Below are 18547 nucleotides of genomic sequence, written 5' to 3' on the forward strand. Positions count from 1 at the left end.
CAGGCACAGCCTGTCAAACTCATGGTTATTAAACGCGACCATCTGGTCCCACGGTTATCAGACGCGGCCAGTCTAGCCCCATGGTTATCAGACGCGGCCAGTCTGGCCCCATGGTTATCAGACGCGGCCAGTCTGGCCCCATGGTTATCAGACGCGGCCAGTCTGGCCGCGGTGACGCAAATAATGATCCGCAATCGCGCAGGCGAGCATCGCCTCGCCAATCGGCACTGCACGAATACCAACGCACGGATCGTGACGGCCTTTGGTCATCACATCCACTTCATTCTTATCCACATCGATCGAGCGACGTGTGGTGAGAATGGATGAGGTCGGCTTCACTGCAAAACGGGCAACAATCGGTGCACCGGTTGCGATACCACCAAGAATACCACCGGCATTATTCGACAGGAAGACCGGATTACCATCGGCATCAATGCGCATTTCATCCGCATTCTGCTCACCGGTCAGCATCGCTGCCTCAAAGCCATTGCCGATTTCAACGCCTTTAACAGCCGGAATAGACATCAGGTTAGAAGCGATATCCTGATCGAGCTTGGCATAAAGCGGCGCGCCGATACCGGCAGGCACACCTTCTGCCACAACCTCGATCACCGCGCCGATGGAAGAACCGCTTTTACGGATGCCATCGAGATAACCGGCGAACAGTTCCACAGAGCCTGCATCCGGTGTGAAAAACGGGTTATTATCAACTTCCGCCCAGTCCCAGCGGGAGCGGTCGATTTTGTGAATACCCATGCCAACCAAAGCAGCACGAATTTTCAAACCAGGCACCACTTTGCGGGCAATAGCACCGGCAGCCACGCGGGCAGCGGTTTCACGCGCAGAGGAACGGCCACCCCCGCGATAATCGCGCAGACCGTATTTCACATCATAGGCATAATCCGCATGACCCGGACGGTACTGGCGGGCAATTTCACCATAATCTTTTGAGCGCTGATCAACATTCTCAATCATCATCGAGATTGGTGTGCCGGTCGTGGTCATCACACCGTCTTCACCGGTCAGAACACCAGACAAGACCCGCACCTGATCCGGCTCGCGGCGCTGCGTGGTATATTTTGACTGACCTGGTTTACGCTTATCGAGATAGGTCTGAATTTCAGCTTCAGTAAACCGGATGCCCGGAGGGCAGCCATCAATAATACAGCCCAGCGCCGGCCCGTGGCTCTCGCCCCAGGTGGTCACGCGGAAAAGATGGCCAAAGCTGTTATGCGACATAGAAAACCCCAAGATTGAACCGACCTTGTACGGTTCACTGTAATTCAGTTTCGTACAATGTTTCTATTCAGCTTTTGGTCTGTGGTCAAACGACAGAAAAGCCGGAGTACAAAAAAGCACATCGGATAATATTGTTGACCACTGAGGATTATCACAGCGACAGGCCGTTCTAATGCCATAATTGCCTTGCAATTTTTGATCCGGGCACATTCAATCCGAAAACTGTTTAAGATTATCGGATTGCTCTCTGAAATTAACCCCGCGAAGGATTTCTCATGCGTATTCTGGCCGTCCTCACGTTGTTACTGGCACCAATTTTTGCAGGCACAGCTCTGGCAGACGATGCCGAAGGCAAAATCACCAAGATCAATGAAGATGCAGAAACAATTACGCTTGATAACGGCAAAGACTACCGCTTGCCGGGGGAGTTTGATTACAGCGCCATCGAAAAAGGTATGAAAGTTATCGTGACCTATGATCTGGTCGATAATGTGCGCTATATCAGCAATATTGACGAAGCAGACGGCGCATAAGCCTTTTTAAATTCTGCAATAAAAAAAGCGCCTTACGGCGCTTTTTGTTTATTCAAACCCATTCAAGATGATTATTCTCAAGCTTTAGCAGCTTATCCTGCGGTACAGAAAGATGCGCTGCATCCTGTCCGCTCATCCCCTCAATCAGGTAAAATAAAGTGCGGATACAACCGCCGTGGGTTACACAGACAGTTTTTTCCTGAACCGTTTCAAGCCATCGGGCGATACGCTTTGAGAGAATCATATAGCTCTCGGCATGGACACCCGGCGGAACAAAATTCCACTTATCGCTCTCGCGCTGCTTCAACAGGCCGGGACTGCCAACACCGGCAGCCTCAAACTCTTCCATCATGTGGCCTTGCCAGTCGCCGAAATGCACTTCCATCAAAAGAGGGTCAGTGCGGTAGGCAAGCGGGTCAAGCCCCATACGGGTGCGAATGCGTTCCATAGTCTCGCGGGTACGGCGCAGAGGGCTTGCAACAAAATCAAACCCCTCTGCTTTACCGATCAGCGACTTCAGCATATCGCCGTTGCGATCAGCCTGTGTGCGGCCATGAGCATTGATATCAATGTCCATCTGCCCCTGCACACGCTGCGAGACATTCCAATCCGTCTCGCCATGACGCGAGAAGTAAATGATTTCCCGTGTCATCTCTGTCGCCTTAGTCTTTGATAACCGAAATATCCGGCGCATCCACAGCCTTCATACCGATTGTATGATAGCCGCTGTCCACGTGGTGAACTTCACCTGTGACAGAGCGGGACAGGTCAGAAAGGAAATACAGACCGGAATCGCCAACTTCTTCAATGCTTACGGTACGGCGCAGCGGTGCGTTATACTCGTTCCATTTCAGAATATAGCGGAAATCGCCGATACCCGAGGCCGCAAGCGTCTTGATCGGACCAGCGGAAATCGCATTAACGCGGATATTCTGCGGGCCGAGATCAACGGCCAGATATTTAACGCTGGCTTCAAGTGCCGCTTTAGCAACGCCCATCACATTATAGTTCGGCATCACTTTTTCCGCACCATAATAGGTGAGCGTCAGCATCGAACCGCCATCTGTCATCAGTTTTTCCGCACGCTTGGCAAGCGCTGTAAAGGAATAAACCGAGATCAACATAGTGTTGGAGAAGTTAGCTGCCGATGTATCAAGATAACGGCCTGTCAGTTCATCCTTATCAGAGAAACCGATCGCATGAACCAGAAAGTCCAGCTTGCCCCATTTTTCTTCGATCAATGCAAAAACTGCATCCATAGAAGCGTCATCAGTCACATCGCAATGGCCGCATACCAGCGCGTCCAGTTCAGCCGCCAGCGGCTCGACGCGCTTCTTCATCGCTTCGCCCTGATAGGTTAAAGCAATCTCCGCGCCGGCATCCCGTGCGGACTTGGCAATACCCCAGGCGATTGAACGATTATTGGCCAGACCCAAGATCAGCCCGCGTTTTCCCTGCAACAAACCGGATTTGGTGGTCATTCACCATACCTCATAAAAAAACATAATCTGAATAGCTGCCTATCGCACAGCACAGCAACAGCTTCAAGCAAGGACGGCAAAATAAGTCGTCCATCCCCTTGAAAGCAGGCATTTTAATGCAGATAGCACTAGGCTGTTTCTAATATGTAACGATTTTTGCCCACTGTGCAAAGCATCGCTTGCAGGCGGAAAACCGCCTGCAATTCCGTTTAACCTGCCCTTGAGCGCAGGAATGATTCGAGTTCTTCATCACCGTTTTCCGGCAGCATTATCCGAATATGGACGAATAAATCCGCTGCATCGCCCTCTTTATTCGGCAGGCCTTTGCCCTTCAGACGCAGGATTTTATCCGAACTGGACCATGCCGGAATGCGCACGGCAACACGTCCGCTCAGTGTTTCCACTTCGGCTCGCGCGCCTAATACGGCATCACTCAGAGGCACTGGTAAATCAAGATGCAGATCGCGGCCTTCCTGACGGAAGCGGGGATGCTTCTTAAAGTTGATTGTCACCAATGCATCGCCGTCAACAGCGCCAGGAATGCTCTCGCCCTGCCCTTTCAGGCGGATTGTCTGACCATCCTCAACGTATTTTGGCAGCTTGATCGACAGTTTCTTACCGTTCGGAAAAACCGCCTCAACTTTTTCAGCGCCTGCGGCCTGTTCAAGGGACACAGAAATAGATGCTTTCAGATCCGGCGCTTTTGACGGTGCACGGCTGCGTGCGCGGTTAGCACCTGCGCCAAAACCATTGCCGAAAATGCTGCTCAGAATATCTTCAGCGCCTTCAAATCCGCCTTGCTGAAAACCGCCGCCGCCGGATTGGCCGCCGCGACGGAAACCGGCAAACGGGTCACCCTGAAATCCGCCACCCTGACCGCCATACCCCTGAAATGCAGGCTTACCCTCGGCATCAATTTCACCACGGTCGAACTGGCCGCGCTTGTCTTTGTCTCCGACGATTTCATAAGCCTGATTAATCTCGGCAAATTTTTCCTGTGCCTTCGGATCATCCTGATTCTGATCAGGGTGATATTTCTTGGCCAGTTTACGAAAAGCAGATTTTATTTCCTCAGGCTTCGCCGTTTTAGCGACGCCCAATACGCTATAGGGATCGCGCATAGTATTCCTTCATGGCTGCGGTGACCCGAACATGCGGGAATCACCTGTAACTCTCTGACTGTCATACCGCATTCCGCAATATTTGCCCGCTGTTAAAAGCAATACACCCGTACGCTCAGAACAAACAAGCCGCGCAAATACGGCATAAGTTTTAATTGCAATATGCGTATGGACGCGGGCATTTTCCAGAAGTCCCGCAGCATTTATAGCAATAAATCCATAAAAACAGAGGAGTTAGCTATATTCTGAGAGTTAAATCGGCGCGAAAGAGGTCAATGCCCAGCTGCCGCCCTGCGCCATACAGGCTTGCCCGCGATAAATCGCAGCCCCGTCAAATGCTTCGCGTGATGTTTCAAACTCACGGCACAGCACTTCATTCGTTTTTTTCTCAGCAACCGTGGTTATGGTTCCCTGACTGCCGGTATCCGGATTTGCCCAGGGAATCGGTGTTTTGCCCCATTGGGTAAAATTCAGTGCAGACACCACGTTGCGGATCGTATTCTGATCGGACAATTTACTCGTGTCGCTGGCTTCCGCCGCTTCAACCGGTTGCGGCTGCGCCACCGAACCGGTAATGCTATTTTTATCCGGAACGGCCTTTTCAAGATCGAAACCCGACATTGCACAGCCAGACAAGACAGAAACCGTGCAAACGACCAGCAGAAACCGGCAGAAAACACCCTGCATTGATTGCAGCAAGTGGCTTTCCTGATTTTGTGTAGTCGTTCTGTTGAGTAACAAATGATCTTCCTGACAGGCCTGAGGAACGTGAACCGAAACGATGCGTCCCTGATATTAATGTGAAACAGGCATTTATTATGAGCAAATCCGAGTTAACAAGCGGTGACTTTACAGCAGCAACTGAACCATTTCGGCTTTTTGCAGAGTGGCTCAAAGACGCAACCCAGTCAGAACCCAATGATCCCAATGCTCTGGCTCTGGCGCTGGCGACTGTGGACGAAACCGGCATGCCGAATGTGCGTATGGTTCTGCTAAAAGACTTCGATGAGCAAGGCTTCGTATTCTACACAAATTATGAAAGTCAGAAAGGCCGCGAGATTTTATCCTCAGAAAAAGCTGCAATGTGCTTTCACTGGAAGTCTCTGCGCCGTCAGATTCGTGTGCGCGGCCCTGTGGAAAAGGTCACGGATGCGGAAGCCGATGCCTATTATCAGTCCCGTCCGCGCGGCAGCCGTATCGGCGCATGGGCTTCCAAACAGTCCCGCCCGCTGGAAAGCCGTTTTGCACTGGAAAAAGCCGTTGCCGAATACACTGCCCGTTTTGCCATTGGTGAGATCCCCCGCCCTGACTACTGGTCAGGTTTCCGCATCAACCCGACTTACATTGAATTCTGGCACGACCGTCCGTTCCGCTTGCACGATCGCCTGATCTTCAAGCGCGACACACCCGATGTCCCGTGGACAACGCAAAAATTCTACCCATAATAAAAAAAGCCGTGTCTGAGACACGGCTTTTATTTTTAGAGCATCGTCAAACCATCGGTTTAATCACGACCCATAATGCCCCGAAGATTAATCCGGCGAAGATCAGCCAGCCAACAACATTATTAGAGCGGAATAACCGCAGGCATTGCTCAGGATTATCAATATCCAGCACTGTAATCTGGCGGTAAAGATGCGCACCGGCGGCAAGCAAACCGGCTAATGCAGGCATTGGCACTTCCGCAACCGCAAACGCACCGGCAAAGCACAACAATGCCCCGCCATAAAGCACTATGAGCGCTTGTTTCGTCTTTGAGCCGAACAGACGGGCTGTTGAACGCACACCAACAAGCGCATCATCTTCCTTATCCTGATGGGCGTAGATCGTATCATAGCCGATCGTCCACAGGATCGCGCCGATATAGAGCAGTACCGGCGATAGCGACAAAGAGCCGGTCTGTGCCGACCATGCTACCAATGCGCCCCATGAGAAGGCCATACCCAGCACCAGCTGCGGCCAGTCGGTAATGCGCTTCATGAACGGATAGGCTGCAACAATCACCAGTGATGCAAAGCTCAGAGCGACGGTAAACCAGTTGAACTGCAACACAACAGCAAGACCAACCAGACATTGCAGGCCTAAAAACACCCATGCCTGTTTGCGCGTCACCTGACCGGACGGCAGAGGGCGGGAGCGCGTGCGCGCAACCTGATCATCAATATCCTGATCAGCCAGATCGTTGAGCGTGCAACCGGCACCGCGCATAGCAATAGCACCGATCAGAAACAGCAGCAGATGCCACAGAGAAGGCAGTACGCTCCAGATATCATCACCGGGCTTTGCACCAGCGCTTGCAACCAGAGCCGCCGACCACAGGCACGGCCAGAGCAGCAACTGCCAGCCAATCGGCCGATCCCAGCGGGCAAGCTGCGCATAAGGCCACAGGCTTGGCGGCAATAACCGGTAGACCCAATGGCCGGACGGCGCATCCATAACCTTGCCCGTTTGCCCGCGTGCCTGAATCTGAACCATGTTATGCAAACCTTTCGCAGTTGCATTCTCATAAATGCTTTTAAATTCTCTACCGATTTCGTAAAGGAGGAGCAAGCCTCAAGCACATATGGAGAAATGCCTGTGACCACCTCCCCCTCAGACGCTCTTAAAGTTCTGCTGATCGGCTCCGGTGGCCGTGAACACGCGCTCAGCTGGAAACTGGCAGCATCTCCGCTGCTCGGCACTCTTTATTGCACACCGGGCAATCCGGGCATTGCTGAATGTGCCACACTGATTGATCTGGATATTGATGATCATGACGCTGTGATTTCCTTCTGCCACAGCTTTGAGATTGATCTGGTGGTGGTCGGCCCTGAAGCGCCATTGGTTGCCGGTATTACCGATCCGCTGATTGCAGCAGGCATTAAAGTATTCGGCCCTTCACAGGCTGCTGCCCAGCTGGAAGGCTCTAAAGGTTTTACCAAAGATCTTTGTGCTCGTTTTGATATTCCTACCGGCAGCTATGGCCGTTTCAACAATGCGCCAAAGGCCAAAGCCTATATTCGCGAGCAAGGTGCGCCGATTGTCGTTAAAGCCGATGGTCTGGCCGCAGGCAAAGGCGTGGTCGTTGCCATGACTTTGGAAGAAGCACTGGATGCCGTAGATGCCTGTTTTGAAGGCCATTTCGGTGATGCTGGTGCAGAAGTTGTGGTTGAGGAGTTTCTCGATGGTGAAGAAGCCAGCTTCTTCTGCATTTGCGACGGCACCACAGCTTTGCCTTTCGGCAGTGCGCAGGATCACAAACGCGTCAGTGACGGCGATACCGGTGCCAATACCGGTGGCATGGGCGCTTATTCCCCTGCACCAATTATGGATGAGGCCATGACAGAGCGCGTGATGCGCGAACTGATTGAGCCGACCATGCGTGGCATGGCCGAGATCGGCGCACCTTTCAGTGGTGTGTTGTTTGCCGGTCTGATGATCGGCAAAGACGGCCCTAAGCTGATTGAATATAATACCCGCTTCGGCGACCCTGAATGTCAGGTACTGATGACCCGTCTCAAAGACGATCTGCTGGTGATTATGCTGGCAGCGGTCAATAATATACTGGATCAGGTTTCTATCCGCTGGAGCGACGATGCCGCCCTCACCGTGGTGATGGCAGCGGAAGGTTATCCGGCCTCCCCGCGCAAAGGCACAGTCATCAAAGGTGTTGAAGAAGCTGATGCTCTGCCGGATGTGAAAGTGTTCCATGCAGGCACTGTGCATAAAGATGGTGAGTTGCTGGCCAATGGCGGACGTGTACTCAATGTAACTGCCACCGGAAAGACAGTCTCTGAGGCACAGGCAAAAGCCTATCAGGCTGTGTCGAAAATTGACTGGCCGGAAGGTTTCTGCCGGTCGGATATCGGCTGGCGTGCTGTCGAGCGTGAAAAATCCGCAAACTAAAACAGTTTACACCTCTTTTTAAAACCCGCCTCACTGGCGGGTTTTTTCTTATTTTGCTCCTCTGAGATTTTATTGACGTTTACGTAATAAGCCGGTACCAATATTTATAAGGAGAACTACGGCTGCATTCTTTCACCGGAATGCGCCAAACGGAGGAAGCAGATGTATCGCGCGCCACTTGCTGAAATCAGCCAGACACTCAATCAGGTTGCAGACCTGCCGGAACTTTTGAAAACCGAGCTGTTTTCAGAACTATCACCGGATATTGTCGAAGCCATTTTGCAGGAAGCGGCAAAATTCAGCGAAACGCGCATCACTCCTTTACGCACCAAAGGCGATCATCAGGGCGCAACCCTGAAAGATGCAAAAGTGACTACTGCAGAAGGCTGGAAAGAACTTTACAAAGACTGGACGGATGGCGGCTGGAACGCCCTGACTGGCGATCCTGCCTATGGCGGTCAAGGTCTGCCGACTTTGCTCTCGGTCGCCGTTGCAGAAATGTGGAACTCCGGTTCGCTCGGCTTTGCTATTGCTTCCACGCTGACGATGGGCGCAGTTGAAGCACTGGAGCATCACGCCAGCGATGAACTGAAAAAAACCTATCTCGAAAAGCTGATCTCCGGTGAATGGTCAGGCACCATGAACCTCACCGAACCGCAGGCAGGTTCCGATCTCGGCGCTTTACGCTGCCGTGCTGAACGGGCGAATGACGGGACATACCGGATTTTCGGACAGAAAATCTTTATCACTTATGGCGAGCATGATCTGACCGATAATATCGTGCATCTGGTACTTGCCCGCCTGCCCGACGCACCGGCAGGCACCAAAGGGATTTCCCTGTTTTTGGTGCCGAAATATCTGGTCAATGAAGACGGCTCACTCGGTGCACGTAATGATGTGTTCTGCGCCGGACTGGAAGAAAAGCTCGGCCTTCACGCCTCGCCGACCTGCACCATGATTTATGGTGACGGTTTTGGCGACACCGGCGACAAAGGCGCTGTCGGCTATCTGATCGGTGAAGAGCATAAAGGCCTCGTCTATATGTTCACCATGATGAACAATGCCCGCCTGCTGGTCGGCATTCAGGGTGTTGCCATTGCCGAGGCTGCCTATCAGAAAGCCCGCGCCTATGCGCTCGATCGCCGTCAGGGACGTTCCCTGAATGCGCCGAAGGGCGCGGAAATGAGCCCTATCATCGAGCATCCCGATGTCCAGCGCATGTTGCTGACCATGAAGGGACTGACACAGGCTTCCCGCGCTATTTGCTACTCCTGCGCACAGGCGCTGGACATGGCCAAAGCCGATAGTACCAAAGCAGATTTCTGGGCAAACCGTGCCAGCCTGCTGACACCGCTTGCCAAGGCTTTCTCCACCGATAGCGGTGTGGATGTGGCATCGCTTGGTATTCAGGTGCATGGCGGCATGGGCTATATTGAAGAAACCGGTGCCGCCCAGTTGCTGCGCGATGCGCGTATCCTGCCAATTTATGAAGGCACCAACGGCATTCAGGCTATTGATCTGGTGATGCGCAAACTACCGCTGGAAAATGGCGGTCATATTCACGGATTCCTGCAGGAATTGCGAGACATTGCCGAGCAGGCAAAGACCTCAGCTACACTCAAGGCTATTGCACCGCAGCTTGAAGCCGCATTGGATACAACAGAGGAAGCCACGCGCTTCCTGCAAGATTGTCTTGTTAAAGGTGACAACCAGACAGCGCTTTGCGGTGCCACAGCCTATCAGCGCCTGCTGTCGCTGACTGTCGGCGCGCTTTATCTGACCAAAGCCGGATTGCATGATGATAATTCAGCCGCGCTGGCGACCTTCTTTGCACAGAATACACTGCAGGAAACAGCCGGACTTAAACAGAGCATTCTCAGTGGTGCAGCCAGCCTGACAAATGCAACCAAGCTTCTGCAGGATATTTGACAATGAGCGAATTTATTAAAGTAGAACGCCATGAAGCCGTACAGATCATCCGCCTCAACCGGCCGGAAAAGAAAAACGCTATTACCCGTGATATGTATCACGGCATTGCCGAGGCGCTCAAAAATGCTGACAGCGATGACAGTATCCGCGTCAGCGTAATTTTCGGCCAGCCCGGCGCCTTTTCTGCCGGTAATGATATGCAGGATTTCATGACAGCCGCTCTATCACAAGGCAGCCTCGGCGCGGAGATTATCGACTTTCTGCACACGCTGGCGCTGACACGCAAACCGCTGATCTCCGGCGTTGACGGACTGGCAATCGGTGTCGGCACCACGCTGAACCTGCATTGCGACCTGACCTTTGCCACGCCACGCTCTGTGTTTCACACCCCTTTTGTCGATCTCGGTCTGGTGCCGGAAGCGGGTTCAAGCCTGTTAGCCCCTAAAATCATGGGCTATCAACGCGCCTTTGCCCTACTGGCAATGGGGGAAGCCATGACCGCACAGCAAGCTCTGGAAGCTGGTATTGTCTGGCGCATCGTACCGGAAGATGAACTGGAAGCGGAAGTACTGAAAACCGCACTTAAACTGGCCGCCCGACCACCCGTTGCCCTGCAACTGACCCGTGATTTGCTGCGCAGTGCTGCAGAACCACTCACAGAGCGGATTGACCGCGAGGCACAAATTTTTGCTGACCGCCTGAAATCTGCCGAGACTGCACAGGCTGTCGGTGCGTTCCTCTCGCGTAAAAAGTAAGCTCAGCCCAAATGCAAAAAACCGTATGCCCCTTCAAGCATACGGTTTTTTGCATGTTCTGTGACTGGAGATCACATATTTCTTCTTTAAACGCGCGAGATAATCTCAGTTTCTTTTACACTCGCGAGATAATCTCGCGGCCTGAAATCTTCAAACTTACGCCCAGCGAACCGGTTTTGCGGCGTGCCAGAAAACGCGGGCGGCGACGGCGCTGCTCCTGTCCCTGACGGCGCTCAGTGCTCGCAGAAGCTGCCACACCGCCAATGCTGTCATAAAGCGGACGAGCAACACCATCGGCTTCAACCAGCAACATTGGCAGCTTGTAAGCATTCGCCCATGCATGCCAGTCGGCAGCAACATCATCCAGATCATGCGCAACCAGAAGCGGCACAGACATTTGCGCATCTTCGTGCATCAGTTCTAGCGTCACTGTAATCACACCGCTGGCATCTTCTACAGCACGCGCAGCCACGCCGAGAAACACATGGGCAGGCAACGCCACAGACATTGGCAAACCGCTGGAAGGCAATACGCGTCGCAATACTGCGCCACGCTCATTGATCGTGAAAGTCACATCTTCCTGCTCGCCGGTAGAAGCGTAAGACACGCTCTGCGGGAACTGGAAAGGATCAAGCCGGATCTCCCTGCTCGCCCAAACTGGTTTGTCCTGTTTTTCCAGCATCTGGTTCATCATTATTCGCGCCCTGTTTCTTCTGAGAACCGCTGTTATTTTTATTTCGGTTCTTTTTATCTACCGAGCCTTTTTGGCTTCGTTAGACACAAGAATAGCGCAGGCAAGTCACCAATCTGCTTAAATGACACGGTTAATGCTTTAGTCTTTGCGGGAATGGTTTACAGATTCCAACCACAGTTAAGACTTCAGCAAGGCCTGTAAACACAGCTTAACCGTAAGAGACCGGTAAATATTTATGATTTTTAACAAGAGCTAAACAAACAGAGCTAGTTATTACTTTTCAAAGCCCTTTTTCATAGTCACAGGCACTCAGTTCTGAATATTCTCTGAAATTCACCATAAGTCAGCAACCAGTTGTTAAGGCTGAGGCTGTGGACATTAAATCCGCATTAAACACGCTCGTTGCGTATCAATCTTTTGCTAACTGCAATTTTTCGGCTCAAAATGTGGATATTTACCGGTCATTCATGATGAGCGGTGGGAAAAGCCGATGTTTTTTAACAATTGAGCCGCCGCTTCTTAACGAAACGGCGGCTCAGCGTTTAAACTTTAACTAGAGCGGGTCAGAGAAGCTTGTCCGGATTCATAATATTCTTCGGATCAAAAGCCTGTTTGATCCGCTGCATCAGCTCCAATGCCAGCGGCTGTTTGAAAGCCCGCAATTCTTCACGCTTCAGCGCGCCGATGCCGTGCTCTGCCGAGATGGAGCCATTGTACCGCATAACGATAGTGTGGATGCGATGGTTCAGCTCATGCCAGCGTGCCAGAAAAGCCTGCTTATCTGCACCCACTGGCTGCGAAACATTATAATGCAGATTGCCATCACCAATATGACCGAAACAGACCACACGCGCCGACGGGATCATTTCCTCAACCGCAAGCGCGGCTTCCGCAATGAAAGCCGGAATTGAAGCAACCGGCACGGAAATATCATGTTTGATTGAACCGCCTTCCGGCTTCTGCGCCGGAGACATTTCCTCACGCATTTTCCAGAACAGTTTGGCCTGCGCACCATTTTGCGCAATGGCCGCATCCTGCACCAGTCCGGCTTCAAAACCTTGGCTCAGGATGGCTTCCATCATCTCCTGGGCATCGGCTTCAGAGCGGGCAGAGGAAACCTCAATCAGCACATACCACGGATAGGCACTCTCCAGAGGATCACGTGCCTCGGCAATATGGCGGAGGATAAATTCCATGCCAATGCGCGGCATCAGCTCAAAACCCGTCAAGGCGTGACCAGCCTCATCATTGGCCAAGCGGAAAAATTGCACCACATCTTCCGGCGTTTGCAAACCGGCATAGGCCACCGCTTTGCCTTTCGGCTGCGGGTGCATTTTCAGTACCGCAGCGGTGATAACACCAAGCGTACCTTCCGCGCCGATAAACAAATCGCGCAGATCATAGCCGGTATTGTCTTTTTTCACGCGGCGCAGATCATTCAGCACCTGTCCGTCCGGCATGACCACTTCAAGACCAAGACACAATTCCCGCATATTGCCATAGGCCAGCACAGCCGTGCCGCCTGCATTGGACGAAAGATTACCACCGATCTGGCAGGACCCCTCCGCACCCAAGGACAACGGAAACAACCGCCCCGCATCCTGCACGGCTTCCTGCAGGTTTTGCAGAACCACACCGGCTTCAACTGTGACAAGATTGCCGATCGTGTCAATGTTACGGATTTTATTGAGCCGCGACAGCGAGAGAATGATCGCCCGCCCGCTGGTATCCGGCTGCTGCGCACCGACAAGGCCAGTATTACCACCCTGTGGCACAACAGGTGTTGCCGTCTCAGTGGCCAGTTTCATAATGCTCGAGACTTCTTCCACCGTTGCCGGACGCAACACCAAAGCGGCGCGGCCATGAAACAGATCACGCGGCTCACTTAAATAAGAAATTTGATCTACAGGATTACGCAGTGCATTTTTCTCACCGACAATTGCCGTGAACCGTGCGATCAACTCTTCTGAAATCGTCATCATCTGCTTCCGCCCAAATTCAACTAATCGCGCGGCGCAGCCGCCCAGTTCCAGTTATTCGCGCGGTGCTGCCGCGCGGGACAGGCGATCGTTGATTGCCTCACCCAGACCATGATGCGGTATCGGCTCTACGGCAATCGTCTTCGCCCCTGCGGCATCCAGCTTTTTCATATAATCAAACAAATGCACGGCAGCTTCATGCAAGTCACCGGAAGGGCTCAGGTTCAGCACCGCAGCCGCTTTATCCGCACCTGTTGCTCGCTGCGCGCCAAAAGCCAGCAGCGCCTCGCCTTCCCGAACTTCAGAGATATTCAACCGCATCACTGCATCTGGCGCATAGTGAGATGCCATCATACCTGGTGCCTGAATGGCCGCACGCTGATCCAGACGATGTAAAGGCTGACCGAGGAAAGCCTCAATCTCTTCGGCTGCCAACCCACCCGGACGCAACAGAAATGCCTGACCATTTTCAATTTTAACAATGGTGGATTCCAGCCCCACCACACAGGCACCGCCATCAACAATCAGATCAAGCTTAGCGCCCAGATCATCCTGCACGGCCTGCGCAGACGTGGCGCTGATGCGCCCAGAACTATTGGCGCTTGGTGCCGCCAGCGGGCGGTCAAGCATGGCGATAATCTCACGCACCGGCCCGCGCGGCATACGAATAGCCAGTGTTGTGAGACCGGCAGTCACCAGCGGATGTATCTCCGCACCGTCACGCACCGGAAGCACAAGGGTCAGCGGCCCCGGCCAGAATTTTGTCGCGAGTTTGCGGGAGATGTCATCAAACTGCACATAGCGCTCAGCCATTGCAAGTGTCGCCATATGGGCAATCAGCGGATTGAAATGCGGGCGGCCTTTAGCAGAGAAAATACCGGCAACCGCATTGCCATTGGTGGCATCTGCCGCCAGTCCGTAGACAGTCTCGGTCGGCAATGCTGCAAGCTTGCCGCTTCTCAAAACCTCAGCAGCAATCTGCAAATCGGACGGCTCTGTGCTGATAATCTGCGCCATTCCGCTCATCTCCTGCATATTTCTCAACTAAAAAAGCCCTGCCGAAGTATTTTCTGCGGCAGGGCTTTATTTTGAGTGCCATATAATTAGCGCTTCTTCTTTGCCCGACCGGCAAAAGGATTTTCCGAAGTGCGCAGCGACAGACGGATCGGCACGCCCGGCATTTCGAATGTCTCACGCAGACCATTGATGAGATAGCGCACATAGGATTGTGGCATCACATCCGGACGCGAGCAGGACACCATAAAGCCCGGCGGGCGTGTCTTGACCTGCGTCATATATTTGACCTTGAGGCGACGACCGGAAACAGCCGGTGGCGGATGATGGGTGATCACACCTTCGAGCCAGCGGTTCAGACGACCTGTAGAAATGCGCGAATTCCAGATACGATGCGTAAGCTCAACGCTTTCCATCAGCTTATCAATGCCGTGGCCGGTTTCACCCGAAATCGGCACAGCGCGGATGCCGCGTACCTGCGGCAGCAGACGTTCGGTTTTTTCACGCAGATCGGCCAGCAATGCCTGACGGTCTTCAATCAGATCCCATTTATTGAAAGCAATAATCGGCGCACGGCCTTCACGGATAATCAGATCAATAATCTGCAAATCCTGCTTTTCAAAAGGAATGGTCGCATCGAGAACGATGATCACCACTTCCGCAAAACGAATGGCACGCAGGCCATCGGCAACGGAGAGTTTTTCTAGCTTTTCCTGCACGCGCGCTTTGCGGCGCAGGCCTGCGGTGTCAAACAATTTAACGCTGCGGCCACGCCATTCCCATTCAACGGAAATAGAATCACGCGTGATACCGGCTTCAGGTCCTGTTAGCAGGCGATCCTGACCAAGCATGGTATTTATCAGAGTTGATTTACCGGCATTCGGACGACCAACAATGGCAATCTGCAAAGGCTTGGTCGCGTCATATTCAGGGATGGTTTCTTCATCCTCATCACTGACATCTTCACCAACCAGTGCACCGATTTTTTCCGGCGTAAATTCTTCTTCGGCTTTTTCTTCAGCGAAGGCTTTTTCTTTGCCGATCGCTTCCACAATCGCATCGCGCAGATCAGGCAGACCCTGACCATGCTCGGCGGAAATCGGGCATGGCTCGCCCAGACCCAAACGATAGGCATCATAAAGACCGGCATCAGCGCCACGGGCTTCAGACTTATTGGCAACCAGAATAATCGGCTTGTTGAATTTGCGCACGAGCTGCGCGAATTCGATATCCGTTGGCGTCAAACCGGCCTTAGCATCAATCACGAACAGAACCGCATCGGCTTCGTCAATCGCGGCTTCGGTTTGCGCGCGCATGCGGCCTTCCAGCGTGCCTGCTTCAGCAATTTCAAGGCCGGCAGTATCAATCACCTGAAAATGCAGATCATAGAGCTTGCCGTCATGAATACGGCGGTCACGGGTAACACCCGGCGTATCATCGACCAGCGCCAGCTTGCGCCCGACAATGCGGTTAAACAGTGTGGACTTGCCGACATTCGGGCGTCCGATAATTGCGAGTGTAAAGCTCATTCAGCTTATTTTCCGTATTATAGAGCGGTTCTTAGCAGTCCCGCTCTAATGAGTGTTTCAGCCTTTTGCTGCAGTCTCTGTGCTGCGCATCAGGTCAAGCATTGTATTCGCACGCTGGCGAAGATTGGCAGGGATTGCCGCATCATCCGCATTCTGCTGGAACAGTTTGCGGGCATCATCTGCGCGTCCGGCTTTGTAAGCCGCAAGACCCAGCACTTCACGGGCAGAGCCGCGCATCGGATTACCATCCGCGCTCAGCACTTCCGCACGTTTGGCTACATCGTCATAGGAGCCGGTATCAACCAGAATATAGGCCGCACGCAGCTTGGCAACATCACGCAGGGCAACCGGCGCCTTGCTGTCTGCCGCAACCGCATCAAAAGCACTGACCGCACCGGCCATGTCTTTTTTCTGCTCAAGCAAAGTAGCGGAGCGAAGCTGCGCCAGAACAGGGTAAGACCCCGCGCCTTCTGCTTCCAGTGTTTTCAGCGCATTCAGTGCTTCATCGTTCTTGTTCTGTGATGCCAGATCAAGTGCCGACAGGAACTGATCGCCAGACGTTGCCGCCTTGCCTTCGCGCCAATATTCATAACCGACAAAGCCTGCGGTACCAATGACAACGGCAACAGCGCCGCCGATCAAAATCGGGCCGAAGCGCCGCCATACAGCGCGCACTTGTTCCGAGCGGAGCTCTTCGTTGACTTCGCGGATAAAGCTATCGTCTGTCATGGATACCCTGTGAAACCCTGTAACCGTTATCGAACATGCATCAAGATAGCTGACAGTGTTAATCACCAGCTATTTAAAACGCCTCTCCGGCTTTTAATCGGAATCGGCGGCAGATGGTAGCCCTGAATGTGAATTCCTGCATAATTCCTTAATTTGAGTTGCTTTACGTTAAAATCAACGGGTATGCCTGCCCTTTGCCACATTTCATACCTAATCAGTCCGCTTCCGATTTAGCCACGAGCATTCGTTTTTATGTATCAGCCCCTTCTTTCCGGTTTTGCACTTTCTCTGTGTCTGACGATTGCAGCACAGGCCATGCCGGATACGGCAGCCGCACCGCAGCAACAGGAAAAAGCTGCTGACAGCCGCCCCAAGCAGGTGGTGATTATCTCCTTTGACGGCGCGCATGATAATAAGCTCTGGCAGCGTAGCCGCACTTTGGGTCAGGAAACCGGTGCGCATTTCACCTATTTCCTCTCCTGCGTCTTTTATCTGGAGCGCGCAGACCGCACGCAATATCAGCCGCCGCGCATGAAAGCAGGCCGTTCCAATGTCGGTTTTGCTCAGGATAAAGCTGAAATTGCCACCCGCCTTGATCAGGTTTGGAAAGCCAATCTGGAAGGTCATGAAATCGCCAGCCACGGCTGCGGCCATTTTGACGGCAAGAGCTGGACTACAAAAGAATGGGCGCAGGAAATTCAGGCGTTCCGCAATATTGTCGGCAATGCGTGGAGCGCCAATAAAATTGACGGTGAACCGGAAGGCTGGAAAGATCTGGTCTATAACAAGATCACCGGTTTTCGCGCGCCCTATCTCTCCGATGACAAGCCGGTGCAAACAGCCTTGCGCGACAGCGGTTTTGCCTATCAGGCCAGCGGCGTGACCTCAGGTCCTGAACTACCGAAGAATTTTGCAGGTCTAAAAAGCTTCGGTCTGCCGCTGATACCGGAAGGTCCTGCCCGCAAGCCGGTGATTGCTATGGACTATAATCTCTATGTGCGTCATTCGGGGGCTAAAGAAAAGCCGGAACAGGCAGCACAATTTGAGCAGCGCAGCTATGATGCCTTTATGGGCGCATTCAACAAACAATATGACGGCCAGCGCATTCCGCTGCAAATGGGCTTCCATTTTGTGCTGATGAATAACGGCGCTTACTGGAATGCGCTAGAACGCTTCGCCCGTGATGTTTGCAAGCGTCAAGATGTGCGTTGTGTCAGCTATCAGGATTATCTGGCGGAACCGGAACTAAGTAAGCGTCATGCTGCCCTCTGAAATACAGAGAGCAGCATTTTAAACTTCAGGCAAAAAACTCTGCGTAGATTTCCGACTTGAAACCGGCCAGCAATTTGCCATCCTTTTCCAAAACCGGACGCTTGATCATCGACAGATTACCGAGCATCAGCTCAATAGCCTTGGTTTGCGTCAAATTCTGTTTCTGTGCATCATCTAGTTTACGGAATGTCTGGCCTGCACGGTTGATTACGGTTTCCCAGCCAAGTGTTTCGCACCAGCCCTCAAGCTTTGCACGATCCAGACCGGTTTTCTTATAATCATGAAAATCGAAAGCGATATTCTGAGCCGTCAGCCAGTCCTGAGCCTTGCGCATCGTGTCGCAATTCTTAATTCCGTAAATAGTTACAGCCACGTCCATTCCTCTCT

At 52.7% G+C, this 18547-nt stretch carries 18 protein-coding genes; 6 read left to right on the forward strand and 12 right to left on the reverse strand.

The features are described 5' to 3' along the window. Window positions 1-147 precede the first annotated feature (147 nt). A complete protein-coding gene (aroC, locus tag P8H26_RS07755; protein ID WP_289632363.1) occupies window positions 148-1239 on the reverse strand; it encodes a chorismate synthase in 1092 nt (363 codons plus the stop codon). 275 nt (window positions 1240-1514) lie between these two features. On the opposite strand from aroC, the gene P8H26_RS07760 reads away from it, so the two are divergent. After that, on the forward strand, window positions 1515-1772 hold the full coding sequence (locus tag P8H26_RS07760; protein ID WP_289632364.1) for a DUF1344 domain-containing protein: 258 nt from the start codon (window positions 1515-1517) through the stop codon (window positions 1770-1772). 52 nt (window positions 1773-1824) lie between these two features. On the opposite strand, the gene P8H26_RS07765 is transcribed toward P8H26_RS07760, so the two are convergent. From P8H26_RS07765 to P8H26_RS07780, 4 genes are all read right to left on the reverse strand, one after another. Further along, window positions 1825-2424 (reverse strand): histidine phosphatase family protein, encoded by a 600-nt coding sequence (locus P8H26_RS07765; RefSeq protein WP_289632365.1) that lies wholly within the window; start codon window positions 2422-2424, stop codon window positions 1825-1827. A gap of 10 nt (window positions 2425-2434) precedes the next feature. Beyond that, entirely contained in the window at window positions 2435-3253 is an 819-nt protein-coding gene (fabI, locus tag P8H26_RS07770) for an enoyl-ACP reductase FabI (RefSeq protein WP_289632366.1), read from the reverse strand. Window positions 3254-3462: 209 nt separating this feature from the next. Then, entirely contained in the window at window positions 3463-4374 is a 912-nt protein-coding gene (locus tag P8H26_RS07775; RefSeq protein ID WP_289632367.1) for a DnaJ C-terminal domain-containing protein, read from the reverse strand. Window positions 4375-4626: 252 nt separating this feature from the next. Beyond that, window positions 4627-5061: an RT0821/Lpp0805 family surface protein gene (locus P8H26_RS07780; RefSeq protein ID WP_308446658.1), complete on the reverse strand. Its 435-nt coding sequence runs from the start codon at window positions 5059-5061 to the stop codon at window positions 4627-4629. A 131-nt stretch (window positions 5062-5192) separates the two neighbouring features. Here P8H26_RS07780 and pdxH point away from each other — a divergent pair, with 131 nt between their 5' ends. Then, window positions 5193-5819: a pyridoxamine 5'-phosphate oxidase gene (pdxH, locus tag P8H26_RS07785; RefSeq protein ID WP_289632369.1), complete on the forward strand. Its 627-nt coding sequence runs from the start codon at window positions 5193-5195 to the stop codon at window positions 5817-5819. Window positions 5820-5865: 46 nt separating this feature from the next. On the opposite strand, the gene ubiA is transcribed toward pdxH, so the two are convergent. Further along, window positions 5866-6849: a 4-hydroxybenzoate octaprenyltransferase gene (ubiA, locus tag P8H26_RS07790; protein WP_289632370.1), complete on the reverse strand. Its 984-nt coding sequence runs from the start codon at window positions 6847-6849 to the stop codon at window positions 5866-5868. Between the two features lie 102 nt (window positions 6850-6951). On the opposite strand from ubiA, the gene purD reads away from it, so the two are divergent. The 3 genes from purD (at window position 6952) to P8H26_RS07805 (ending at window position 10943) form a co-directional block, all read left to right on the forward strand. Further along, entirely contained in the window at window positions 6952-8259 is a 1308-nt protein-coding gene (purD, locus tag P8H26_RS07795; RefSeq protein ID WP_289632371.1) for a phosphoribosylamine--glycine ligase, read from the forward strand. 162 nt (window positions 8260-8421) lie between these two features. Next, window positions 8422-10188 (forward strand): acyl-CoA dehydrogenase, encoded by a 1767-nt coding sequence (locus tag P8H26_RS07800; protein ID WP_289632372.1) that lies wholly within the window; start codon window positions 8422-8424, stop codon window positions 10186-10188. 2 nt (window positions 10189-10190) lie between these two features. Then, window positions 10191-10943, forward strand: a complete 753-nt coding sequence (locus P8H26_RS07805; protein WP_289632373.1) for a crotonase/enoyl-CoA hydratase family protein — start codon at window positions 10191-10193, stop codon at window positions 10941-10943. A gap of 115 nt (window positions 10944-11058) precedes the next feature. Here the strand turns inward: P8H26_RS07805 and P8H26_RS07810 are convergent, their stop codons facing one another. The 5 genes from P8H26_RS07810 to P8H26_RS07830 all read right to left on the reverse strand — a co-directional run bounded on the left by P8H26_RS07810 (window position 11059) and on the right by P8H26_RS07830 (window position 16888). Then, window positions 11059-11625, reverse strand: a complete 567-nt coding sequence (locus P8H26_RS07810; RefSeq protein WP_289632459.1) for a DUF6101 family protein — start codon at window positions 11623-11625, stop codon at window positions 11059-11061. 575 nt (window positions 11626-12200) lie between these two features. Beyond that, window positions 12201-13619: an FAD-binding oxidoreductase gene (locus tag P8H26_RS07815; RefSeq protein ID WP_289632374.1), complete on the reverse strand. Its 1419-nt coding sequence runs from the start codon at window positions 13617-13619 to the stop codon at window positions 12201-12203. Between the two features lie 51 nt (window positions 13620-13670). Further along, window positions 13671-14633, reverse strand: a complete 963-nt coding sequence (locus P8H26_RS07820; RefSeq protein WP_289632375.1) for an L-threonylcarbamoyladenylate synthase — start codon at window positions 14631-14633, stop codon at window positions 13671-13673. An 86-nt stretch (window positions 14634-14719) separates the two neighbouring features. After that, window positions 14720-16159, reverse strand: coding sequence for a ribosome biogenesis GTPase Der (gene der, locus P8H26_RS07825; protein ID WP_289632376.1), 1440 nt, complete (start codon window positions 16157-16159; stop codon window positions 14720-14722). Window positions 16160-16216: 57 nt separating this feature from the next. Next, window positions 16217-16888, reverse strand: a complete 672-nt coding sequence (locus tag P8H26_RS07830) for a tetratricopeptide repeat protein (protein ID WP_289632377.1) — start codon at window positions 16886-16888, stop codon at window positions 16217-16219. 252 nt (window positions 16889-17140) lie between these two features. On the opposite strand from P8H26_RS07830, the gene P8H26_RS07835 reads away from it, so the two are divergent. Then, entirely contained in the window at window positions 17141-18160 is a 1020-nt protein-coding gene (locus tag P8H26_RS07835) for a polysaccharide deacetylase (RefSeq protein WP_374708254.1), read from the forward strand. 25 nt (window positions 18161-18185) lie between these two features. On the opposite strand, the gene P8H26_RS07840 is transcribed toward P8H26_RS07835, so the two are convergent. Beyond that, window positions 18186-18533, reverse strand: a complete 348-nt coding sequence (locus tag P8H26_RS07840) for an ArsC family reductase (protein ID WP_289632378.1) — start codon at window positions 18531-18533, stop codon at window positions 18186-18188. Window positions 18534-18547 lie beyond the last annotated feature (14 nt).

Origin of the sequence: Pseudochrobactrum sp. sp1633 (assembly GCF_030376605.1) — a bacterium.
Lineage (GTDB): Bacteria > Pseudomonadota > Alphaproteobacteria > Rhizobiales > Rhizobiaceae > Pseudochrobactrum.